This is a genomic window from Streptomyces sp. WI03-4A (assembly GCF_033792105.1).
Lineage (GTDB): Bacteria > Actinomycetota > Actinomycetes > Streptomycetales > Streptomycetaceae > Streptomyces > Streptomyces collinus_A.
Map to the genome: position 1 here is coordinate 39,465 of NZ_JARAUO010000024.1, position 22,281 is coordinate 61,745.

Here is a 22,281-nt window from a genome sequence, read left to right on the forward strand (position 1 = left end):
GGGCTGGGCAGATCCATTTTTTAGTACTGGACAGTCTAGTTCTGTCGGGGCTACTGTAACGCCAGGCCGCGACGAGTACTACACCGTCCAGTTCCGTCTTGGGGGAGACTCACCATGACCCAGACCGTCCACGCTTCGGTCACCGCCACCGCCACCGCCACCGCCACCGCCACCGCTCCGGCATCGGCACCGGCCCGGCTCCCGGCCCGCACACTGTCGGCCGGCGGCCTCGTGGCCGGCCCGCTGTTCCTGGGTGTGGGCGCGATACAGGGGCTGACCCGCGACGGCTTCGACTTCACCCGCAACGCGATCAGCCAGCTCAGCCTCGGCGCGCTGGGGTGGATCCAGGTGACCAGCTTCCTGCTGACCGGCGTGCTGGTGCTCGCGGGCTCGGCGGGCCTGCGCCGCACGCTGCGCGACGCGCCAGGCGGGGTCTGGGCACCGCGGCTGACCGGTGTCTTCGGCGCCTCGTTCCTGCTGGCCGCGGTGTTCACCGCCGACCCTGGGGCCGGCTTCCCCGCCGGTGCCCCCGAGGCCCGCGGTACCGCGCTGAGTTGGCACGGCACCCTCCACATGCTCAGCGGCATGGTGGGCTACCTGGCCCTGTGCGCGGCCTTCGTCGTCCTGGCCCGCCACTTCGCCGCCCGGGGGCTGCGGGGCTGGGCCGTCGGCTGCCGCGTGACGGCCGTCGCGGTCCTCGCCGGCTTCGCCGGCTCCGGCGCCACCGTGGTCGCCTTCACCGCGGGCGCCGGCCTGGGTCTGCTGTGGCTGGCCGCGGTCACGGCCCGCCTGATGAGGGCATGAACGGTCCGCACGAGCGCCGGACAGGCACAAGCCGATCAGACTCACGAACGTCACACAAGGGAGAGGAAACCGAGATGAGCGCACCGGTGAAGGGCCCCGCCAGCTACTTCCCCTCGATCGAGAAGAAGTACGGCCGCCCGATCGCGGAGTGGAAGGAACTGGTCCGCAGCTCGCCCCTGACCAAGCACATGGAACTGGTCGCCTGGCTCAAGGCCGAACACGGACTCGGGCACGGGCACGCCAACGCCCTCGTCGCCCACACGCTCGCGGAGGACAGCGGCGAGTGACCCGGTGACACGGTGCCCCGGGCGGCGGAGCGACGCCCGGGGCCACGCACAACCATCGGTTCCCGCGGGGTGTCTCACAGGCGACGCTCATCCGTGCGCTCGCGCTCGACACCGCTCGCGCTTCAAGGAGGACCCGTGGGCTTCCGCAGACCGGCCGTCACGGCCGCCGCAGCCGCCGCTCTGATCGGGGCGGTCACCGTGCCGCTCACCGCGCACCCGGCGTCCGCCGCCGTGGGCACGGCGACCGTGCGCGAGGACTTCGACGGGGACGGCTACCAGGACCTAGCCGTCGCCGTCCCCGCCGCCAAGGTGGGCGGCCACTCCTGGGCCGGCTACATAGCCGTCAGCTACGGCTCGCCGGCCGGTCTCGGCAGGGCCCGCACCACGGTCCTCACCCAGGACAGCCCGGGCGTTCCCGGCGCCTCCGGCGACAACCACGGCTTCGGCTACGAGCTGATCCCCCGTGACCTGGACGGCGACGGCCTGACCGACCTGGCGGTGGCGACGCACGAGTACCGGCCCGCGGACAACGTCGGCGGCTCGGTGATCATCCTGTGGGGCCGGCGGACGGGCCTCTCGGGCCAGGACGCGGTCCGGGTCCCGGCGCCCGCCAACGCGTTCGTCGGCGACGACATCACCGCGGGCGACTTCGACGGCGACGGCCACCAGGACCTGTTCCTGCGCGACTCCGAGGACTTCGACTACCACGACGTGCTCTACGGCCCCTTCGGCCGGGACGGGGCGCCGGCGCGCGACCAGCGGCTGACGGTGTACAGCACCGACAACACGATCTGCACCACCGCCGCGGGCGACTTCAACGGCGACGGCATCGAGGACCTGGCGACCTTCTACGTCTACGAGGACCACGCCGAGGGCGGCAAGCTCTGGCTCGGCACGCGGCAGGGACTGTCCACCGTGCCGCGGCGGCTGCCCTCGGCCAACGCCACCGCCGTCGGCGACTTCGACCGGGACGGCTACGCCGACCTCGCCACCCGGGTCTACCCGAACGGCCTGACCGACCTCGGGGAGGACGCGGGGACGGTCAAGATCTACTACGGCTCGCCCGACGGACCCGGTACGACCCGGACCAGGACGATCACCCAGGAGACCGCGGGCGTCCCCGGTGTGAGCGAGAAGAGCGACCAGTTCGGGGCGCGGCTCGCCGCGGGCGACGTCAACGGCGACGGATACGCGGACCTGGCCATGGGCGACCCGGGCGAGGCGATCGGCCGGGTCGTGAAGGCCGGCTCGGTGGTGCTGCTCAAGGGTGGCCGGGGCGGGCTCACCGGTACGGGCGCGCAGGCGTTCCACCAGGGCACCCCGGGTGTGCCGGGAGCCGTGGAGAAGGGCGACCTGTTCGGCGGCTCGCTGCGGCTGCTGGACGTGACCGGGGACGGGAAAGCGGACCTGGGGGTGGGCGCGCCGGGCGAGGACCTGGGCCGGGTCGTGAACGGGGGTGCGGTGTGGCTGCTGCGCGGCACCGCGTCCGGCGCCACCACCGCGAAGGCCTACGCCGTCAACCCGGTGGACCTCGGTGCGCCGGCCGCGGGAGCGGAGTTCGGGGAGAACCTGGGCGGTGACAACGGCCCGCTGCTGGTGATCCCGTAGCCCCGCACCTCCCCGCCCTTTTCCAGGGCCACCTCCGTCCCCCTCGCGGTGCGTTCCCCGTCCGTCTCCCGCCTCCACCTCCAGGTGCCCGCCGGGACGGAGGCCGGCGCGTGGGACGACGAGCTGATCTGGGACGAGTTGGAGCGGCGCCTGGAGACCGACGACGACTGGCGGCTCGAGCGCGGCCCGATCACCCAGAAGTCGGTCACCCCGATGCGGTCCTTCGTGCACGAGCCGATGCGCCACGGCCGGCTCTTCCTCGCCGGCGACGCCGCCCACATCGTGCCGCCGACAGGCGCCAAGGGGCTGAACCTGGCCGTCGGTGACGTCGTCACCCTCGCCCGGGCGCTCGTCCACGAACGGAGCACCGGCTCACCGGACCTGCTCGACGCCTACTCCGCGACCTGCCTGCGCCGGGTCTGGCAGGCCGAGCGGTTCTCCTGCGACATGACGGCCCTGCTCCACCCCGCCCCGGACGCCGGTGACTTCGAGGGCCGTCTCCAGCTCGCCCGGCTGGAGCGGATCGCCACCACCCGGTCGGCCGAGACCGACCTCGCGGAGGCGTACACGGGATTCCCGCTGGGCTGACCGGGCAGGTGCCGGGCCCGAGGGGGAATGGGGGCCTGCGTGACCGGGAATGAGGCTTCCGCGTAGCGTGTTGCGCCGCAGGAGGACGAGGGAAAGATCCTCCCCAGGTATCACGTCGTTCTTTTGCCAATCCATTACCCTTGAGGCCAAGGCCGCGCAGAGTGGCCATGGAGGAGTGAAATGAGGAGCAGTAACCCGGTCTTCTCGCGACGGGGGTTCAGCCGCGACAACGGCTACGCCGGCTTCAACACCGCAGCGCAGGCCGGGTACGCACAGGGCAACCCGTACGCGCAGAACCCCTACGCGCAGAACCCGTACGCCCAGCAGGGCGTGCAGCACGGCGCCCCGCCGCAGGCCCCGGCCACCACCGACCGGATGACGATGGACGACGTCGTCACCCGTTCGGCCCTGACGCTCGGCACGGTCGCCGTCGGCGCCGTCCTCGCCTGGACGCTGCTGCCGGTCTCCGGGACCAGCTACGCGCTGGCGTTCGGCGCCGCGATCGTGGCGATGGTCCTGGCGCTGGTGCAGAGCTTCAAGCGCACCCCCTCGCCCGCCCTGATCCTGGGTTACGCCGCCTTCGAGGGCGTCTTCCTGGGTGTCATCAGCGAGATGTTCAACACCCGCTGGAGCGGCGCCCCCTTCCAGGCGGTGCTCGGCACGCTGGCCGTCTCGGCCGCCACCCTGCTGGTCTACAAGGCCGGCTGGATCCGCGTCACCGCGCGCTACGCCCGCGTCGGCATGGCCATCGCCATGGCGTTCATCCTCGTGATGGCGGTCAACCTGCTGCTGGTGGCGTTCGGCGTCGCCGCCGACGGTGGCCTGCGCAGCTTCGGGCCGCTCGGCGCGATCGTCGGCATCATCGCCATCCTGCTCGGCGCGTTCTTCCTGACCCTCGACTTCAAGCAGATCGAGGACGGCATCGCCTACGGCGCCCCGCGCAACGAGTCCTGGCTCGCCGCGTTCGGCCTCACCATGACCCTGGTGTGGATCTACGTGGAGATGCTGCGACTGGTGGCGATCTTCAGCAGCAACGACTAGCGCTACCCCGCACGCGCGGAAGGGCCCCGGGTTCGCCCGGGGCCCTTCCGGCGTCTCAGAGCAGCTTGCGGGCCGCCCTGCGCAGGTCGTACTCGTGCACGATCGCCTTCGCGTGGCCGTACGCGAGGTCGTACTCGTGCCGGAGCCAGCTGACCTTCTCCTCGAAGCGGAACAGGGCGGGGCCTTCTTCGACGGTGCGCAGCCAGTCGGAGACCTCACGACCGGTGCAGTGCGGGATGCGGGCGAGCAGGTTGCGGTGGGTCTCCTCGGAGAAGAGTTGGGACATCGGCGCCTCCGAACGCAAAGGGGATGTAAGCCGGTCCTTCACGTCACCGTGCCTGAGCGTTCGCGTATTGGCAACAGTGCGGCGCGTTACGCTCGGCGCGTGGTTGATACGACGCCGTTGACCCGAGCAGTGGATCATTTCGCCGACCGTCTGCGGGCGGCACCCCAGAGCCGCCTCCAGCGCAGCGCCGCCGCCGAGGCGCTGGCGCTGGCCAGGGAGTTGGCGCGGTGGGCGCAGCACGTGGAGGAGCCGTCCGCCGAGCCGCGGGAGATGCCGGACGCGGGGATGTTCGCCGCCGCCGACCAAATCCTGGTGGCCGCGCACGACTTGGCCGTGGTGCTGGAGAGCGACGACGAGGTCGCCGAGGCCGTGCGGCTGGTGGAGGAGGCGCGCAAGAAGGCGGGGGTGTGAGACGTCCCGGCGGACACCGGGACGCGACCGCGGTCACAGGGACGCGATGACCCGGTCCGCCAGGATGTAGACCGTGTCCTCGCCGCACGCGAACGTCAGCGTGTAGGCGCCCGAGATGCCCGAGCCGCCGAGCAGGTACGGCGTCTCGCCCTTGCCCAGGGCCGCCGCCAGGCGCTCGGCCGTCTCGCGGTGGCCCGGCGTCATGCACAGCGTGGTGCCGTCGGCGAAGACGTAGACGTCGAGGGTGCCGAGCGGGCCGGGGCGCACGTCGGACAGCTCGACCTGCTCGGCAGCCAGCTGCTCCAGGGCGGTCACCGTGCGCTCGTGGTCGTTCACGGCAGGCGACTGCACCGGGACGAAGTCGGGGTGCGAGGGGTGGCGGCGGCGGGCCGCGGCCAGCTCGGCGGACTCCGTCGGGGTGCCGCCCTGGGCGAAGTCCCTGGCGGAGAGCTCGTCGGCCTCGGCGGACGGCCCGGTGATCGGCTCCAGTCCGGAGAAGTCCGTCTGCCGGGGCAGGAACAGGTCGCTGTCGGGCAGGCCCAGCAGGGAGGGCGCGTCGGAGGCGTCACGGGCCTCCTGGGCGGCCCAGAAGGCGCGCGCCTCGGCGAGCTCCCGCTCCCGCTCCTCGGCGAGCGCCTCGGCGACCGCCGCGCGTATCTCGTCGGCGTCCGCGGCGCGGGCCGCGGGCAGCAGGGCGCCCACGGCCGCGGCCTGGTCACCGGTCAGCTGGGCCTGCAGCTCGGTGAGCTGGCGGCGCAGTTTCAGCACGGTGCGCAGGACGGCGACGCCCACGGCGCCCGTGGCGGCCGTGGTGAGCAGCAGGGCGATCGGCATGGCGCTCACTGACGTACTCCCAGGTTCAAAGTCGACCCCCGACTTCCTACATCAGCTTGAAGGGCGGACTAAGCAGCTGTCAGTGCGTAACGTCACGAAACGGACGGGACTTTGGGTCCGTGGCTTCGTGGGTCGTCCCGCTGACCTGCGCTGACCTGCGGTGTTCTCCCCGGTGAGGGAGATAGGTCACATCCTGAGGGAGATTGGATCACAAAACGGCCCAGAACCCTGGCGTTTTCCGGGTTCCGGGCCGTTCCGTGACCTGCCGTGCCCGGCCGGTCACCGATGGTGGATCGGTGGTGTGCGGAAGCGGTGGATCAGCTGAGGCGCTCGATGACCATCGCCATGCCCTGGCCGCCGCCGACGCACATCGTCTCCAGGCCGAACTGCTTGTCGTGGAACTGGAGCGAGTTGATCAGGGTGCCGGTGATGCGGGCGCCGGTCATGCCGAAGGGGTGGCCGACGGCGATGGCGCCGCCGTTGACGTTCACCTTGTCGAGGTCGAAGCCGAGGTCCCGGTAGGAGGGGATCACCTGGGCGGCGAACGCCTCGTTGATCTCGACCAGGTCGATGTCGCCGACGGTGAGGCCGGCGCGGCGCAGCGCCTGCTGCGAAGCCTCGACCGGGCCGAGGCCCATGATCTCGGGGGAGAGGCCGGAGACGCCGGTGGAGACGATCCGGGCGAGCGGGGTCAGGCCCAGCTCGCGGGCCTTGGTGTCGCTCATGACGACGACGGCGGCGGCGCCGTCGTTGAGCGGGCAGCAGTTGCCGGCGGTGACCAGGCCGTCGGGGCGGAAGACCGGCTTGAGGCCCTGGACGCCCTCCAGGGTGACGCCGGCGCGCGGGCCGTCGTCCTTGCTGACGACCGTGCCGTCCGGGAGGGTCACCGGGGTGATCTCGCGCTCCCAGAAGCCGTTCTTGATGGCCTGCTCGGCGAGGTTCTGCGAGCGGACGCCGAACTCGTCCATGTCCTGACGGGTGACGCCCTTCCAGCGGGCCAGGTTCTCCGCGGTCTGGCCCATCGAGATGTAGGCGTCCGGGACCAGGCCGTCCTCGCGCGGGTCGTGCCAGGTCGTGCCCTCCTGCTCGGCGACGGCGGCGGTGCGCGCCTCGGCCTCGGCGAAGAAGGGGTTGTGCGTGTCGGGCAGGCTGTCGGAGTTGCCCTTGACGAACCGGGAGACCATCTCGACACCGGCCGAGATGAAGACGTCGCCCTCGCCGGCCTTGATGGCGTGCAGGGCCATGCGGCTGGTCTGCAGCGAGGAGGAGCAGTACCGGGTGATCGTGCAGCCCGGCAGGTGGTCCATGCCCATCTGCACGGCGACGATCCGGCCGAGGTTGTTGCCCTGCTCGCCGCCCGGCAGGCCGCAGCCGAGCATCAGGTCGTCGATGTCCCGCGGGTCGAGCTCGGGGACCTTCGCCAGCGCCGCCTGGATGATCGTGGCGGTCAGGTCGTCCGGGCGCAGGTCCTTCAGGGAGCCCTTGAAGGCGCGGCCGATCGGGGAGCGGGCGGTCGAGACGATCACGGCTTCGGGCATCACGGCTCCAGAGGACGGGATTTCGGGCAGGGCCGGTTCGGAAGTTACCCGTACGTATGGCCCGGGTCACCGGTGTTGCGGTGTGACACTGACCGCAATTTACTAAGCGCTTGCTTGGAGACGCTTCGGGGGACGGCGGGCCGCGCCCCGCCCGCGGGCACGGCGAGGGTCACAGCGACGGGCGGGCGGGCTCGGCCTCCGGCACCCGGCGCCGCCGCCTGCGCTTGAGCAGCGCCCATGGCCCCCGGGGCCCGGTGGGCATCGCCGCCGTGACCTCGGTACCCGCCTCCGACGCCGCCTCGGCGGCGGCGCGGGCGACGGGCAGGAAGCCCTCGCGGCGGGACGCGTCCGGCCGCTCCTCCTCCGCCGGCCACAGCCCCAGCGCCGCGCACACCGTCGGCAGCACCGCCATCGCCGCCGTGGCGTACCCCTCGGCGGAGGGGTGGTAGTTGTCCGGCCCGAACAGCTCCCGCGGGTTCGCCTCGAACTCCGGCCCGAGCAGGTCGCCCAGCGACACCGTGCGACCGCCCTGCTCGACCACCCCGATCGTCTGGGCCGCCGCGAGCTGCCGCGAGGCCCGGCGGGCCAGCCACCGCAGCGGCTGCTGGACCGGCTCGATGGTGCCCAGGTCGGGGCAGGTGCCGACGACCACCTCCGCGCCCGCCGTGCGCAGCCGCCGTACCGCCGCCGACAGATGCCGCACCGAACGCGTGGGCGGCATCCGGTGCGTGACGTCGTTCGCGCCGATCATGATCACGCAGATGTCCGGGAGCGGGTCGGGGGACGAGAGGACCAGCGCCACTTGACGGTCCAGATCGTCCGACTGGGCCCCGGGAAGGGCCACGTTCCGCAGTTCCACCGGGCGTTCCGCCACCGCCGCGAGACCGGAGGCCAGCAGCGCCCCCGGTGTCTGGCCCGCCCGGTGCACGCCCTGCCCGGCCGCCGTGGAGTCCCCCAGCATGGCCAGCCTGAGCGGCGGTTCACCGGGCACGTCGTACGCGTGCCCGTACACGCCCTGCGCCGTCGGCACCCGGCCGCCGCTGCCGTTCCCCACATGGCGCCGGGCCAGCCGCACCTCCGCCAGCAGCAGGCCCACCGCGGCCGCCCCGACCAGTCCGGCCCCACCGCCGCCGTACGCCGCTCCGGCCGCGATCCGCCGGGCCACCCTCGCCCTCGACATGCTCGTCATACGTCGCCGCCACCTCCTCGTAGCCGTACATCCACTCCTTGCCCCGTACGGACCGTGCGCCAATCTCAACGGGGAGTGAACGCCCGCCCGGCTTCACCCGGGGGCCTTAGGCTGGCGACACCAACTACGACCACTGTTTTTTTGCAAGCGACCGGAGACAACGGTGCGATTCCACGACTCGATGATCAGCCTCGTCGGCAACACCCCGCTGCTGAGGCTCAACAGCGTGACCAAGGGCATCCAGGCCACCGTCCTGGCCAAGGTCGAGTACTTCAACCCGGGCGGCTCCGTCAAGGACCGCATCGCCCTGCGCATGATCGAGGCCGCCGAGCAGAGCGGGGAGCTGAAGCCGGGCGGCACCATCGTCGAGCCGACCAGCGGCAACACCGGTGTGGGCCTGGCCATCGTGGCCCAGCAGAAGGGCTACAAGTGCATCTTCGTGTGCCCTGACAAGGTGAGCACCGACAAGATCAACGTGCTGCGCGCCTACGGCGCCGAGGTGGTCGTGTGCCCGACCGCCGTCGCGCCCGAGCACCCGGACTCGTACTACAACGTCTCCGACCGGCTGGTGCGGGAGACCCCCGGCGCCTGGAAGCCCGACCAGTACTCCAACCCCAACAACCCGCTCTCGCACTACCACTCGACCGGCCCCGAGCTGTGGGAGCAGACGGAGGGGAAGATCACCCACTTCGTCGCGGGCGTCGGCACCGGTGGCACCATCTCCGGCACCGGCCGCTACCTGAAGGACGTCAGCGACGGCAAGGTCAAGGTCATCGGCGCCGACCCCGAGGGCTCGGTGTACTCCGGCGGCTCCGGGCGCCCGTACCTCGTGGAGGGCGTGGGCGAGGACTTCTGGCCGAGCGCCTACGACCGGACCGTCGCCGACGAGATCGTCCCGGTCTCCGACAAGGACTCCTTCCAGATGACCCGCCGCCTGGCCAAGGAGGAGGGCCTGCTGGTGGGCGGCTCCTGCGGCATGGCCGTGGTGGGCGCGCTGCGCGTCGCCGAGCGGCTCGGCCCGGACGACGTCGTCGTGGTCCTGCTGCCGGACAGCGGCCGCGGCTACCTCAGCAAGATCTTCAACGACGAGTGGATGGCCGACTACGGCTTCCTCGAGGACGAGGGCCCCTCCGCCCGCGTCGCCGACGTGCTGGAGGACAAGGCGCACGGCAGCATCCCGTCCCTCGTCCACATGCACCCGGAGGAGACGGTCGGTCAGGCCATCGAGGTGCTGCGCGAGTACGGCGTCTCGCAGATGCCGGTCGTCAAGCCGGGCGCCGGTCACCCGGACGTGATGGCCGCCGAGGTCGTCGGGTCGGTCGTGGAACGGGAGCTGCTGGACGCCCTGTTCAGCAAGCGCGCCTCGCTGGAGGACCCGCTGGAGAAGCACATGTCCGCGCCGCTGCCGCAGGTCGGCTCCGGCGAGCCGGTCGGCGACCTGATGCAGGTGCTGGGCTCGGCCGACGCGGCGATCGTGCTGGTCGAGGGCAAGCCGACCGGCGTGGTCAGCCGGCAGGACCTGCTGGCCTTCCTGGCCAAGGGCGGGAACAAGTAGCGAACCCGCGGTGCGGAAGCGGTACGCGGGTGTCACGTGCGCGCAGCACCGGCTTAACACGGGTCCGGCACAGTAGTTGACGTCGGCAGGGCGGTGGGGGGTGTACCTCCCAGGCGTTAAGCACGGGGGTGGCTCCCCGCCCCGGCCGGCGCCGAACGGCGTCAAGGGCCTCCGGAGCGGCTCCCGGACTTCCATGGACGCCACGGACGCGTGATGCCCGGCCCTGACCCGGCCCGCGTCCCCCGCGGGGACCGCCGTCGTCCCGCCCCCCGGTGACGGGGGTGCGGCGGTCCCCGCGCACACCCCTGCCCCGGGCGGTCCGCCCGGTCCGTCGGGGCCGCTCAGTCGTCGTGGGCGGACCGGCCGCGGCGCCCGGACACGATCTCCGGGTTGAGCCGTACGGCCTGGGCCGCGTTGACACCGACGATGCCGACCCAGGCGGCCACCATCCCGGACATCCCCGCGAGCGCCCCGCCGATCGCGGACAGCGGGATCGCCAGGACCAGCGTGATGACGGCGAAGCCGAACCGCTCGGCCCAGTTCTCGGCCCCCTTCGGCCGCCGGGCGCCGCGCACGTCCACCATCCGCTGCTCGGCCAGGTGCCGGCGCACCCGCCGCTCCACGGTGTCGTCGATGCGCTGCTCGACCTTCTCCAGGAAGGAGTCGACGAGCGCGGAGTCGTACTCCTCGCCCAGTTCCCTGCGTGCCCGTACGGTGGCGTCCAGATCCTTCTTGAGGTCGACGTCCCGGGGGTCCAGTGCGCTCATGCGCTCCACCCTAGGGAGCGGCCCCGCCCGCCGCACTGGGGACAACCCCCCTGTTCCCCTCAGGGCACCCGGGGGTGTCGCCGCAGCACCCGCCGGATCACGCGCCGCGTCACGCGCCGGATCATGAGACGTCCCTTGCCTCACTGCATAGGGTCATGCAGAGTTCTAGATGACTGAATAATCGAGGGAGTCTGGGCCTGATGTCGTCTCGCACCGTGGACGCGCCGGAGTCCGCGCGGACCGCGACGGTGGTCCTCGACGGCGCCGGACTCGGCGTCGAGGACGTCGTACGCCTCGCCGACGGCGCCGTCCGCCCAATCCCGCGGGCCGACGCGCTGCGACGGGTCGAGGCGTCCTGGCACGCCGCCCGGCGGATCGCGGCCACCGGCCGGGTCTACGGCCGTTCCACCGGCGTGGGCGCGAACCGGAACGTGGACGTGCCCACCGAGGCCGCCGCCGGCCACGGCCTGCGCCTGCTGCGCAGTCACGCGGGCGCCATCGGCGCGGAGCTGCCCGCCCGTCAGGTACGCGCGATGCTCGCCATACGCGCCAACCAGTTGCTGGCCGGCGGCGCGGGACTGCGGCCCGGCGTGGTCGGCGCGCTCTGCGAGGCGCTGGCGAACGGCGCCCACCCGGTCGTCAACGAGTTCGGCTCCGTCGGCACCGGGGACATCGCGGCGCTCGCCCAGGTGGGGCTGGCGCTCGCCGGCGAGCACCCCTGGCGCGGCACCGGCGCGCCCGCGCCCCAGTCCCTCGACAACAACGACGCCCTCGCCCTGATCAGCAGCAACGCCCTCGTCCTCGGCCAGTCCGCGCTCGCCCTGCACGAACTGCGCGGGCTGATCGGCGCCACCCAGGTCGTCGCCGCGCTGTCCCTGTTCGCCGTCGACGGCTCCCACGAGGCGTACGCGGCGCCCGTGCACGCCGCCCGCCCGCACCGCGGGAGCAGCGAGGCGGCCCGCCGGATGCGGGAGCTGATCGGCGCGGCGGACCGCCCGGCCCCGCCGCTGGGCCGGATCCAGGACCCCTACGGCTTCCGCTGCCTGCCCCAGATCCACGGTCCCGCGCTCGACGCGGCGGACGCCCTCGAACAGGTCCTGGACATCGAGGTCAACGCTGCGGCCGAGAACCCGCTCATCGCCGTCGAGGACCTGGCCGCCTACCACCACGGCGGCTTCTACCAGGCCCAACTGGCGCTCGCCCTGGACCACTTCAGGCTCGCCGTGACCCAGGTGGCCCGGCTCTCCACGTCCCGCCTGTCCACCCTGAACGAGCCCGCCTACACCCGGCTGCGCCCGTTCCTCGCCGACCACGAGCCGGCCGCCTCGGGCGTGATGATCCTGGAGTACGCGGCCGCGGCCGCCCTCGGCGATCTGCGGGCCGTCTCCGCCCCCGCCTCGCTCGGGCACGCTGTACTCTCCCGGGGCGTCGAGGAACAGGCGAGCTTCGCCTCGCTCGCCGCGCGGCAGACCCTGCGCGCGTGCGGTGCGTACCGTCTGGTGGTCGGCTGCGAACTCGTGGCCGCCGTCCGGGCCCTGCGCCTGCGCGGCCTGCGGCCCGATCCCGGGCTCGGGGCCGGGCGGGCGTTCGCGCTCGCCGACGCGGCCCTCGACGACGACCCGGCCGACCGGCCGCTCACGGACGACGTGACCACGGCGTCCGTACTGCTCGACCGGTTCACCGACATCTGGAGGGGGAGCACGTCATGAGCGTGGACAGGAGCCCGGCCGCCGCGCCGGGCACGACGGACAGTCCGGCCACCCGGCTGCAGGCCCTCTTCGAGGGGCACCGGCTCACACCGACCCAGCGCCGCATCGCGCACAGCATGGTGCGGCGGGCCGCCGACGTGCCGTTCCTGTCGAGCGTGGAGCTGGCCGAGCTGGCCGGGGTCAGCCAGCCCTCGGTGACCCGGTTCGCGGTCGCCCTCGGCTTCGACGGCTACCCCGCCCTGCGCAAGCACCTGCGCGAGGTGGTGCCCGCAGAACCGGCCGCCGAGGCGGGCTCGTACAACGAGTACCAGCAGGCCGTCGAGGCCGAGATCGAGAACCTCAGGCACCTCGCGGAGCTGCTCGCCGACCCGCGCCCGGTGCAGAAGGCCGGCCGGATCCTCGCCGCCTCCCGACCGCTGCCCGTGCTCGGCCTGCGCGCCGCCGCCTCCCAGGCGTACGGCTTCGCGTACTTCGCCGCCAAGGTCCACCCCGACGTCCGGCTGCTCAACGAGGGCGGCACGATGATCCACGACCGCATCGACGCGGCCGTCCGGGCGGGCGCCACGGCCCTGCTGTGCTTCGCCCTGCCCCGGCACCCGCGCGAGGTCGTCGACACCCTGGCCTACGCCCGGGAGGCGGGCCTGACCGTGGTCACGGTCGCCGACTCCGCGTTCGCGCCGGTCGCCCGCCACTCCGACCTGTTGCTGCCCGCCGCCGTCGGCACCGGGCTCGCCTTCGACACCGCGTGCGCGCCGATGCTGCTCGGACGGGTGCTGCTGGAGGCCCTGTGCGACGATCTGCCCGACGCGCAGGCCCGGTTGGAGGACTTCGACGCGCACGCCGCCGCCCGGGGGCTGTTCGTGGAGTGACCCGACGCGTTCTCAGACTCGTCTCACGTTCCGCCGCTAGCCTCGTGCCCAGTCCCAGGAGCTGGGTGGACACGTGACACGGGAGGCCGACGTGGCGCGCGCGGAACGCGGACGTGACGGACGCGAAGGACGCGAGGAACGCGGAGGACGCGGAGGACGGGGGCTGGCCCGGGTGGCCGTCGTCGTACGGGCCGGGGCCGCGCCCCTGTGCTGGTTCGGGGTGTTCGCCGCCGGGATCGGGGTCCTGGTACCCGGGTGGACCGGGCGCCGGATCGGGGTCCTCGCGGGGGCCGCGCTGTTCCTCGTGACGGCGGCCGTGGTGGCGCTGGTGCGGCGCGGGCGGTACACCGCCCTGGCCCGCGGGGCGGTCCGCGCGGGCCGGTACGACGTCCTGCAGGACCGGGCGGTGACCGTGCGCGTCTGGCGTCGCGGACACCGCTGGTGGCTGCTGCTGGCCTTCGCCGCCGCCCTCGGCAGTTCCCTCGCGGTGCCCGCCGCCGGTGGCATGCTGCTGGCCGGTGCCGGCACCGGGCTGCGGCTGAAGGCCGCCTGGCTCGGCCGCCGGGAGCGGGCCGGGGACGCGCTGCTGTGGGTGCGCGTGGACTGGCTGGACGCGCGGGGCGGGAGCCCCGCGGGCAAGGCCGTGAAGGGCCTGCGCGGTACGGGCATCGCGGCAGGCGACGCGGCCCCGGGTGGGGCCCGCCGCCGAACCGCCGAACTGGTCTGACCCGGGGGCCGGAGCCGCCCGGGGACCGCCTCAGACCTCCAGCTCCTCCTCGATCTTCTTCAGCTGGTGCCGGGCCATCGCCAGGTTGGCCCGGGAGTCCAGCACCAGGTAGAGGAACAGGCCGTTGCCGCCGCGGCCCTTGAGCAGGCGGATCAGGTGGTACTGGTCCGACAGCGTGATCAGGATGTCGTCGATCTCCGCCTTCAGGCCCAGGTGCTCCATCGTGCGCATCTTGGCGCGGATCACGTCCGTGTTGCCGGCGGCGGCCACGTTCAGGTCGAAGCTCTTGCTGCCGCCCATCGTGCCCAGCGCCATGCCGCTGGTGTAGTCCACGAGCGCGACGCCGGTCGCGCCCTCGATGGTGGTCAGGGCTTCCTTCAGTGCGGTCTCGGTGTTGGCCATGGTGGTCCTCTCAGCTGTCGGTTGCAGTGCGCGCTTCGGTGGCCGTGGTGTGTGGCACGCGCGTCGTTCGGTTACGTGGTGGGGGTGCGGGCCGGGCGACGGGCCGGGCGGCCGCGGCCGCGGCCTCGGCGGCGTCGAGCAGCTCCCCGATGCGGGCGCCGGCCCGGCGGCCCTCCAGGTGCAGCCGGCCGACGTTGACCCGGTCCTTGGTGAGCAGCGTCAGCACGGCGGTGCGGCCGGCCGCGTACGTGGCGACGTAGCCCTGCGCGCCGCGCACCAGCAGCTCCCGGAAGTCGCCGTTGCCGGTGGCGTCGGCGACCCGTACGGCCACGCCCAGCGAGGCCGCGGTGAGCGCCGCCAGGCCCTCCGGGTCGAGCCCGGGGGTGTCGTGGGCGACGACGAGACCGTCGACGCCGGCCGCGAGGGCGCCGGTGAGCTGCGGGACCCTGGTGCGCAGCCGGTGCAGTTCGTCGCGGACGGCGGCCAGGTCCTCCTCGGGCACCATCAGTTCTCTCCCTTCGGCGGGGCGGTGCCGTTCAAAGCGCCTCCAGCGCATCCCTGAGCCTCTTCAGCAGCGCGATGTCGGGGTCGGTGACCGTCAGTGGGGGAGCGGGCGGACCCGGTGGCGGCGCCGGGACCGCGACCGCCGGCCGGACGAGCCCGGCCGCCGCGAGCCGGCGCACGTCCACCAGCGTGTGGAACGCCTGCCGGCCCAGCTCGCGGGCGATCCGCGGAGCCGTGCGCACGCCGTCCACCAGATCCATCACGGCCCGCTGGCGGGGCGTGACCGGCGCCGAGGCGGCCGGGGCGGTGCGGACCAGCGGGGCGTCGTCGGCCGCCGGGTCTGGCCACAGCCGGTGCAGCAGCAGCCGCCGACGCAGCGTCTCGCGCTCCAGCGCGACGACCGGCACCGAGGGCAGCGGTCCGAGGCGGGGGCCGCTGTCGTAGCGGAACCGGCCCGGGGTGCTGCTCGGGGTCAGCGCGAAGTACCCCGCGTCGTACAGCGCGTCCAGGTGGCACAGCTCCAGGGCGCCCTCGGGCAGCAGCCCGGCGGCCAGCAGCCTGCGGGCCGCCTCCCGGGCGTCGCCGGTCTGCCCTGCGGCCTGCTGCCAGGCGGCGCCCGCCAGCGTGCCGTGGGCCGTGAGGAGCACGTCGAGGCCGGGGGCGTGCGGGCTCTCGGCGTGCACCACCCGGCCCTCGGCGAGGTGCAGGGTGCCGTGCTCGCGGACCAGGACTCCGGTGGCCTGCTCCTCGGCGAGCCGCCGGAGCATCGGCGACAGCGCGCCGGCCGTCCGCTCCTGCGCGGTGGTTCTGTCCCGCACCGGCAGCGGCGGGGGCGTTCCGACCATGGTCATCCCAGCACCAGCCGGGACGCCATGTCGCCGAGCCGTATGCGGGCGAGGGCGAGGTTGCCCTCCTCGCGGCCGAGCCACAGGTGGAGGAAGACGCTGCTGTCGAAGGACGTGTCGACGAACCGCAGCAGGTGGTAGCTGTCGTGGTTGCTGACGATCACGTCCTCCACGGGCGGGCGCCCGTCCGGCGCGCCCCCGGCCGCGAAGGCGCCGTGCTCCGCGGCCAGTCGGGCCAGTTCGGCGGCCTCGGCCGCGGTGGTCTCGTGGTCACCGCCGGGGGCTTCCCCGACCGTGCCTAGGGCCAGTCCGCTCGTCCAGTCCACCAGCGCGGCCCCCCGGGCCCCGGGCAGCCGCATGGCTTCCAGTAGGCACTCGTCGATTCCGGGCACCGTGGCTCCCCTCCCGCCTGTGACTCCGGTTGAGTGACAGAGACACTACGCAACGTGTGCGAGAGGGGTGAGTGCTTTGGCATTTTCCAGTGGAACGTGCGCCGGGCGTACTAGTGTTGGCCGACTGAGGACTGTTTTCAGGCGGTTAAACCATTTGTTCGAGAAGCGGCCGGAGCGGGTCAACGGCTCGCGGAGGCGCGCAAGGTGGTGAGCGCGGAGGCGTGCGCCCCTCCGGATTCGGCCACGATCTCCGCCGGGGTCTGCGGCTCGCGCACCGTCGCGAAGGCCACGCCGCCCGAGCCGTCCGGCGCGAAGCCGTAAATGCCGGGCCGCGCAAGGGAGTTGTAGGCGTAGTGCTGGGCGAACCCGTACGCGCCCGTGTCCAGGGCCGCCACCAGGTCGCCCGGCTCCAGCGCGGGCAGCGTGCGCCCCTCGGCCAGCAGATCGCCCGAGAAGCAGGCCGGACCCGCCACGTCCTGCACCACCCCGGGCCCCCGCTTGGGCCGCCCCTCGGCGTCGTACGCGGCGATCCGCAACGGCCAGGCGTCCGGCACGTACACGGTCCGCGCGGCCACCTGCACACCCGCGTGCGTCACCGCGATCCGCCGCCCGCCCGCGCTCTTGGCGTACTCCACCCGCGCCACCAGAGTGCCCTGCTCGGCCAGCAGCGACCGCCCGAACTCGGTCACCAGCCCGTACCGCCCGTCGAGCAGCCCCGGCACCTCGCGCGCCAGCAGCCGCGCGTACGCCGCGTGGGTCGGTGCCGTGCGCTCCGCGGCGAAGTCGACCGGCAGTCCGCCGCCGATGTCGAGCGTGTCGATCTGGGGCCGCCCGATCCGCGTGTTGATCTCCTCCGCGAGGGCGTACGTCTCGGCCACGCCCCGTGCCATCAGCGGCAGCGGGACGCCCTGCGAGCCGGTGTGCGCGTGCAGCCGGGTCAGCCACGGCCGGGCCGCGTACGCCCGCACCAGCCACTCCCGGGCCCCCTCGTCCCGCAGCGCCACGCCGAACTTCGAGGTCCGGGTCGCCGTCGAGGTCGCCCCGATGGTGCCCGCGCCCACCTGCGGGTTGACCCGGACGCCCAGCGGGGACCGGGTGGCCGCCGACCGGACCAGCCCGTCGAGCCGGTCCAGCTCCTGCGGGTTGTCGGCGTTGACGGCGATGCCCAGGGCCAGGGCCTCGCGCAGTTCGGCCGGTGTCTTGGCGGGCGAGTCGAGCACCGTCCGGTCCGCCGGCACCCCCGCGGCCCCCGCCAGGGCCAGCTCGCCCGGGCTGGCCACCTCCGCCCCGACGCCCTCCTCGTGCAGCAGCCGCAGCACTGGCACGAGCGGGGTCGCCTTCACCGCGAAGGCGTGCAGCACCGGCGTGCCCGGCGCCACGACCGCCTCGAACGCCGCCCGCAGGCCCGCGGCCGCCTCCCGGATGCCCGTGACGTCCAGCAGGCCCACCACGGGCGAGCCGGGACCGATCAGGCCCCGCTCCACCGCGCCGCGCACCGCACGGTCCCGCCGGGCGGCCCGCTCCCGGGCCTCGGCGTCGGTGCCGGCGCGTGTGTCGTGCCGCACGGCCTCTCCCTCCTGTCGGCCGCCGGGTACTTCCAGCCAAACACCCCGCGCGCGCGGACGCGGCCGTCCCGACGTATTGACTAGTTCTATTCAGGAGTTCAGGATGTGAATAGACGCAGCAACATCAGGAGGCAGACGATGTCGGGACCCCGCCCCGTACGAGCACCGCGCGGCACGGAACTGAGCACCCTGGGATGGCAGCAGGAAGCCGCCCTGCGGATGCTCCAGAACAACCTCGACCCCGAGGTCGCCGAGCACCCCGACAAGCTCGTCGTCTACGGCGGCACCGGCAAGGCCGCCCGTGACTGGCGTTCCTTCGACGCGATGGTGCGCACGCTGCGGACCCTCAAGCAGGACGAGACCATGCTGGTCCAGTCCGGCCGCCCGGTCGGCGTGATGCAGACCCACGAGTGGGCCCCGCGCGTCCTCATCGCCAACTCCAACCTGGTCGGCGACTGGGCCAACTGGGAGGAGTTCCGCCGCCTGGAGGCCCTCGGCCTGACCATGTACGGCCAGATGACCGCCGGCTCCTGGATCTACATCGGCACCCAGGGCATCCTCCAGGGCACCTACGAGACCTTCGCCGCCGTCGCCGCGAAGAAGTTCGGCGGCACCCTCGCCGGGACCATCACCCTCACCGCCGGCCTCGGCGGCATGGGCGGCGCCCAGCCGCTCGCCGTCACCATGAACGACGGCGTCGCCCTCTGCATCGACTGCGACCCGCGCGCCATCGAGCGCCGCATCGAGCACCGCTACCTGGACGTGAAGGCCGACTCGCTCGACCACGCGCTCCAGCTCGCCACCGAGGCCCGCGACCAGCGCAGGCCGCTGTCCATCGGCGTCCTCGGCAACGCCGCCGAGCTGGTCCCGCAGCTGCTCGCGATGAACGCGCCGATCGACATCGTCACCGACCAGACCTCCGCCCACGACCCGCTGGCCTACCTGCCGGTCGGCGTCGCCTTCGAGGACATGGCCGACGCGGCCGCCAAGGACCCGGCCGGCTTCACCACCCGCGCCCGCGAGTCCATGGCGAAGCACGTCGAGGCCATGGTCGGCTTCATGGACGCCGGCGCCGAGGTCTTCGACTACGGCAACTCCATCCGCGGCGAGGCCCAGCTGGCCGGTTACGACCGCGCCTTCGCCTTCCCCGGCTTCGTCCCCGCGTACATCCGGCCCCTCTTCTGCGAGGGCAAGGGTCCCTTCCGCTGGGCCGCCCTGTCCGGCGACGCGGCCGACATCGCCAAGACCGACAAGGCGCTCCTGGAGCTGTTCCCCGAGAACGAGTCCCTGGCCCGCTGGATCAAGATGGCCGGGGAGCGCGTCCACTTCCAGGGCCTGCCCGCCCGTATCTGCTGGCTGGGCTACGGCGAGCGCGACAAGGCCGGCGAGCGCTTCAACGACATGGTGGCCTCGGGCGAGCTGGCGGCCCCGCTGGCCATCGGCCGCGACCACCTCGACTGCGGCTCCGTCGCCTCCCCGTACCGCGAGACCGAGGCCATGCTCGACGGCTCCGACGCGATCGCCGACTGGCCGCTGCTCAACGCCATGGTCAACGTGGCCTCCGGCGCGTCCTGGGTCTCCATCCACCACGGCGGCGGCGTCGGCATGGGCCGCTCCATCCACGCCGGCCAGGTCACGGTGGCCGACGGCACCAAGCTCGGCGGCGAGAAGATCCGCCGGGTGCTCACCAACGACCCCGGCATGGGCGTCATCCGGCACGTGGACGCCGGCTACGACATCGCCGACTCGGTCGCGCAGGAGCGCGGGGTGCGGGTGCCGATGCGCGAGGGTGACGAGGCGTGAGCTTCCACAGCATGTGGGCGGAGCTGCTGCCGGTCGGCCGCAGCTCCGCCTCCGGCGGCTACCGCCGCTTCGCCTGGACCGGTGCCGACGCCGACTGCCGGGCCTGGTTCCGCGAGCAGGCCGAGACGCGCGGGCTGACCTACGAGGTCGACCGCAACGGCAACCAGTGGGCCTGGCTGGGCGACCCGGCCGCCGGGGACGCCGTCGTCACCGGCTCGCACCTGGACTCGGTGCCCGACGGCGGCGCCTTCGACGGGCCCCTCGGCGTCGTCTCCTCCTTCGCCGCCCTGGACGAACTGCGGTCCAGGGGAGCCGGGTTCACCAAGCCCCTGGCCATCGTCAACTTCGGTGACGAGGAGGGCGCCCGGTTCGGTCTCGCCTGCGTCGGCTCCCGGCTGACCGCCGGGGAACTGACCGTCGAACAGGCCCACCGGCTCACCGACGGCGAGGGCGTCACCCTGCCGCGCGCCATGGAGGCCGCCGGCTACGACCCCGACGCCATCGGGGCCGACCCGGAGCGGCTGGCCCGCATCGGCGCCTTCGTCGAACTGCACGTCGAACAGGGCCGCGCGCTGGACCTGTCCGGCGACCGGGTCGGCGTCGCCAGCGCCATCTGGCCGCACGGCCGCTGGCGGTTCGACTTCCGGGGCGAGGCCAACCACGCGGGCACCACCCGGCTCGTCGACCGGCGCGACCCCATGCTGTCGTACGCCGAGACCGTGCTCGCCGCCCGCCGGGAGGCCGAACTCGCCGGTGCCGTCGCCACCTTCGGCAAGATCTCCGTCGAGCCGAACGGCGTCAACGCCATCCCGTCCCTGGTGCGCGGCTGGCTCGACTCCCGCGCCGCCGACCAGGAGACCCTGGACACGGTCGTCACCGCCGTGGAGAAGGCCGCCCGCGAGTACGCCGCCGCCCAGGGCGCCGACCTGGACGTCGTCCGGGAGTCCTTCACCCCGGTGGTCGAGTTCGACCACGCGCTGCGCGACGAACTCGGCCGCATCCTCGGCAAGGACACCGGTCTGAAGGTGCCCGTCCTCGGCACCGGCGCCGGACACGACGCCGGAATCCTCTCCGGACGCGTGCCGACCGCCATGCTGTTCGTGCGCAACCCCACGGGTGTCTCGCACTCCCCGGCCGAATCCGCGGCCGAGGACGACTGCCTGGCCGGGGTGGACGCGCTCGCCGACGTACTGGAAGGACTGGCCTGCCGGTGACGACACGGACCTACTGGTCGGAGCACGCCTGGCTCGGCACGAACGTCGAGCCTGGGGTCGTGCTGGAGGTCGCGGACGGCCGCCTCGCCGCCGTCCGCGCCGGCGTGCCCGCCCCGCCGCCCGGCGCCGAGATCCTGCGCGGGCTGACCCTGCCCGGCCTGGCGAACGCCCACTCGCACGCCTTCCACCGGGCGCTGCGCGGCACGGTCCAGGTGGGCAGCGGCACCTTCTGGACCTGGCGCGAGGTGATGTACTCCGTCGCCGACCACCTGACCCCGGAGACCTACCACGCGCTCGCCCGCGCGGTGTACGCCGAGATGGCACTGGCCGGCATCACCTGCGTCGGCGAGTTCCACTACGTGCACCACGCGCCCGGCGGCACCCCGTACGCCGACCCCAACGCGATGGGCGAGGCTCTGATCGCGGCCGCCGCCGAGGCCGGCATCCGCATCACCCTGCTGGACACGGCCTACCTCTCCGCCGGCTTCGGCGAGCCGCCCAACACCCACCAGCGGCGCTTCTCCGACGGCACCGCGGACGCCTGGGCCGAACGCGCCGCCCTCCTGAAGGAGCGCGACCACGCGCGGATCGGGGCGGCGATCCACTCCGTACGGGCCGTGCCCGCGGGGCAGCTCGCCACCGTCGCCGAGTGGGCCGCACAGCGCCACGCCCCGCTGCATGTCCACCTGTCGGAGCAGACCGCCGAGAACGACGCCTGCCACGCCGCGCACGGCCGCACGCCCACCCGGCTGCTCGCCGACCACGGCGTCCTCGGCCCGCGCACCACCGGCGTGCACAACACCCACCTCACCGACGAGGACATCGCACTGCTCGGCGGCTCCCGCACCGGCACCTGCATGTGCCCGACCACCGAGCGCGACCTGGCGGACGGCATCGGCCCGGCCGTCGCCCTCCAGCGGGCGGGCTCCCCGCTCTCCCTCGGCTCCGACAGCCACGCCGTCGTCGACCTGCTCGAAGAGGCGCGCGCCATGGAGCTGAACGAGCGGCTGCGCACCCGCACCCGCGGCCACTGGACCGCCGCCGCCCTGCTGCGCGCGGCCTCCGCCGACGGACACGCGGCGCTCGGCTGGCAGGACGCCGGTGAGCTGACGGCGGGGGCGCTCGCCGACTTCACGACGATCGCCCTGGACTCCGTCAGGACGGCGGGCCCGCTGCCCCGACTGGGCGCCGAGACAGCCGTGTTCGCGGCGACCGCGGCGGACGTCCGGCACACCGTCGTGGGCGGCCGCCACGTCGTACGGGACGGGGTCCACACGCTCGTACCGGACGTGCCGTCGGCCCTGGCGGCCGCCGTCGAGGCCCTGCGGGGCTGACCCCCGCCG

The 22,281-nt window shown here is 73.5% G+C and carries 22 protein-coding genes and 1 pseudogene; 13 read left to right on the top strand and 10 right to left on the bottom strand.

The window, feature by feature from the left end; genetic code table 11:
- Positions 1-114 precede the first annotated feature (114 nt).
- The 5 genes and pseudogenes from PV343_RS23335 to PV343_RS23355 all read left to right on the top strand — a co-directional run bounded on the left by PV343_RS23335 (position 115) and on the right by PV343_RS23355 (position 4,328).
- A complete protein-coding gene (locus PV343_RS23335; RefSeq protein WP_319148901.1) occupies positions 115-804 on the top strand; it encodes a DUF998 domain-containing protein in 690 nt (229 codons plus the stop codon).
- Positions 805-878: 74 nt separating this feature from the next.
- Positions 879-1,091, top strand: coding sequence for a DUF4287 domain-containing protein (locus tag PV343_RS23340; RefSeq protein WP_319148902.1), 213 nt, complete (start codon positions 879-881; stop codon positions 1,089-1,091).
- Between the two features lie 135 nt (positions 1,092-1,226).
- On the top strand, positions 1,227-2,699 hold the full coding sequence (locus PV343_RS23345) for an FG-GAP and VCBS repeat-containing protein (protein WP_319148903.1): 1,473 nt from the start codon (positions 1,227-1,229) through the stop codon (positions 2,697-2,699).
- Between the two features lie 42 nt (positions 2,700-2,741).
- Positions 2,742-3,287 (top strand): annotated as a pseudogene (locus tag PV343_RS23350) (FAD-dependent monooxygenase); the annotation flags it as partial.
- A 180-nt stretch (positions 3,288-3,467) separates the two neighbouring features.
- Positions 3,468-4,328: a Bax inhibitor-1/YccA family protein gene (locus tag PV343_RS23355; RefSeq protein WP_319148904.1), complete on the top strand. Its 861-nt coding sequence runs from the start codon at positions 3,468-3,470 to the stop codon at positions 4,326-4,328.
- Positions 4,329-4,383: 55 nt separating this feature from the next.
- On the opposite strand, the gene PV343_RS23360 is transcribed toward PV343_RS23355, so the two are convergent.
- Positions 4,384-4,614: a DUF4287 domain-containing protein gene (locus PV343_RS23360; RefSeq protein ID WP_020940491.1), complete on the bottom strand. Its 231-nt coding sequence runs from the start codon at positions 4,612-4,614 to the stop codon at positions 4,384-4,386.
- A gap of 99 nt (positions 4,615-4,713) precedes the next feature.
- Here PV343_RS23360 and PV343_RS23365 point away from each other — a divergent pair, with 99 nt between their 5' ends.
- Complete coding sequence (locus tag PV343_RS23365) at positions 4,714-5,025, top strand: hypothetical protein (protein WP_166662790.1); 312 nt, start codon at positions 4,714-4,716, stop codon at positions 5,023-5,025.
- A gap of 33 nt (positions 5,026-5,058) precedes the next feature.
- Here PV343_RS23365 and PV343_RS23370 read toward each other — a convergent pair whose 3' ends face one another.
- The 3 genes from PV343_RS23370 to PV343_RS23380 form a co-directional block, all read right to left on the bottom strand.
- Complete coding sequence (locus tag PV343_RS23370) at positions 5,059-5,868, bottom strand: hypothetical protein (RefSeq protein WP_319148905.1); 810 nt, start codon at positions 5,866-5,868, stop codon at positions 5,059-5,061.
- Between the two features lie 308 nt (positions 5,869-6,176).
- Positions 6,177-7,397 (bottom strand): acetyl-CoA C-acetyltransferase, encoded by a 1,221-nt coding sequence (locus PV343_RS23375; RefSeq protein WP_319148906.1) that lies wholly within the window; start codon positions 7,395-7,397, stop codon positions 6,177-6,179.
- A 169-nt stretch (positions 7,398-7,566) separates the two neighbouring features.
- Complete coding sequence (locus PV343_RS23380; protein ID WP_319148907.1) at positions 7,567-8,586, bottom strand: SGNH/GDSL hydrolase family protein; 1,020 nt, start codon at positions 8,584-8,586, stop codon at positions 7,567-7,569.
- Between the two features lie 163 nt (positions 8,587-8,749).
- Here PV343_RS23380 and PV343_RS23385 point away from each other — a divergent pair, with 163 nt between their 5' ends.
- Positions 8,750-10,141 carry a cystathionine beta-synthase gene (locus PV343_RS23385; RefSeq protein ID WP_020940486.1) on the top strand — a complete coding sequence of 464 codons (1,392 nt, stop codon included), beginning with the start codon at positions 8,750-8,752 and terminating at the stop codon, positions 10,139-10,141.
- Positions 10,142-10,482: 341 nt separating this feature from the next.
- On the opposite strand, the gene PV343_RS23390 is transcribed toward PV343_RS23385, so the two are convergent.
- Positions 10,483-10,908 carry an integral membrane protein gene (locus tag PV343_RS23390; RefSeq protein WP_020940485.1) on the bottom strand — a complete coding sequence of 142 codons (426 nt, stop codon included), beginning with the start codon at positions 10,906-10,908 and terminating at the stop codon, positions 10,483-10,485.
- A gap of 200 nt (positions 10,909-11,108) precedes the next feature.
- Between PV343_RS23390 and PV343_RS23395 the strand changes: the two genes are divergently transcribed.
- The 3 genes from PV343_RS23395 (at position 11,109) to PV343_RS23405 (ending at position 14,213) form a co-directional block, all read left to right on the top strand.
- Positions 11,109-12,617: an aromatic amino acid ammonia-lyase gene (locus PV343_RS23395; protein WP_319148908.1), complete on the top strand. Its 1,509-nt coding sequence runs from the start codon at positions 11,109-11,111 to the stop codon at positions 12,615-12,617.
- Positions 12,614-13,486, top strand: coding sequence for a MurR/RpiR family transcriptional regulator (locus PV343_RS23400; protein ID WP_319148909.1), 873 nt, complete (start codon positions 12,614-12,616; stop codon positions 13,484-13,486). Before PV343_RS23395 ends, PV343_RS23400 begins: the two co-directional genes overlap by 4 nt.
- A gap of 172 nt (positions 13,487-13,658) precedes the next feature.
- Complete coding sequence (locus PV343_RS23405; protein WP_319148963.1) at positions 13,659-14,213, top strand: hypothetical protein; 555 nt, start codon at positions 13,659-13,661, stop codon at positions 14,211-14,213.
- Between the two features lie 30 nt (positions 14,214-14,243).
- On the opposite strand, the gene PV343_RS23410 is transcribed toward PV343_RS23405, so the two are convergent.
- The 5 genes from PV343_RS23410 to PV343_RS23430 form a co-directional block, all read right to left on the bottom strand.
- Entirely contained in the window at positions 14,244-14,615 is a 372-nt protein-coding gene (locus PV343_RS23410) for a hypothetical protein (RefSeq protein WP_020940481.1), read from the bottom strand.
- Positions 14,616-14,625: 10 nt separating this feature from the next.
- Positions 14,626-15,120: a roadblock/LC7 domain-containing protein gene (locus tag PV343_RS23415; protein ID WP_319148910.1), complete on the bottom strand. Its 495-nt coding sequence runs from the start codon at positions 15,118-15,120 to the stop codon at positions 14,626-14,628.
- 31 nt (positions 15,121-15,151) lie between these two features.
- Positions 15,152-15,970 carry a transcriptional regulator gene (locus tag PV343_RS23420; RefSeq protein ID WP_319148911.1) on the bottom strand — a complete coding sequence of 273 codons (819 nt, stop codon included), beginning with the start codon at positions 15,968-15,970 and terminating at the stop codon, positions 15,152-15,154.
- Positions 15,967-16,356 carry a hypothetical protein gene (locus PV343_RS23425; protein ID WP_319148912.1) on the bottom strand — a complete coding sequence of 130 codons (390 nt, stop codon included), beginning with the start codon at positions 16,354-16,356 and terminating at the stop codon, positions 15,967-15,969. The genes PV343_RS23420 and PV343_RS23425 overlap by 4 nt, the downstream gene beginning before the upstream one ends.
- A gap of 179 nt (positions 16,357-16,535) precedes the next feature.
- Positions 16,536-17,921 carry a diaminopimelate decarboxylase gene (locus PV343_RS23430; RefSeq protein ID WP_319148913.1) on the bottom strand — a complete coding sequence of 462 codons (1,386 nt, stop codon included), beginning with the start codon at positions 17,919-17,921 and terminating at the stop codon, positions 16,536-16,538.
- A 138-nt stretch (positions 17,922-18,059) separates the two neighbouring features.
- Between PV343_RS23430 and hutU the strand changes: the two genes are divergently transcribed.
- Genes hutU through PV343_RS23445 form a run of 3 tightly spaced genes read left to right on the top strand, consistent with a single transcriptional unit; the run spans position 18,060 to position 22,272 of the window.
- Positions 18,060-19,724, top strand: coding sequence for a urocanate hydratase (gene hutU / locus PV343_RS23435; protein WP_319148914.1), 1,665 nt, complete (start codon positions 18,060-18,062; stop codon positions 19,722-19,724).
- Complete coding sequence (locus PV343_RS23440; RefSeq protein ID WP_319148915.1) at positions 19,721-20,938, top strand: allantoate amidohydrolase; 1,218 nt, start codon at positions 19,721-19,723, stop codon at positions 20,936-20,938. Before hutU ends, PV343_RS23440 begins: the two co-directional genes overlap by 4 nt.
- Positions 20,935-22,272 carry a formimidoylglutamate deiminase gene (locus PV343_RS23445; RefSeq protein WP_319148916.1) on the top strand — a complete coding sequence of 446 codons (1,338 nt, stop codon included), beginning with the start codon at positions 20,935-20,937 and terminating at the stop codon, positions 22,270-22,272. The genes PV343_RS23440 and PV343_RS23445 overlap by 4 nt, the downstream gene beginning before the upstream one ends.
- The last annotated feature ends 9 nt before the right edge of the window (positions 22,273-22,281 follow it).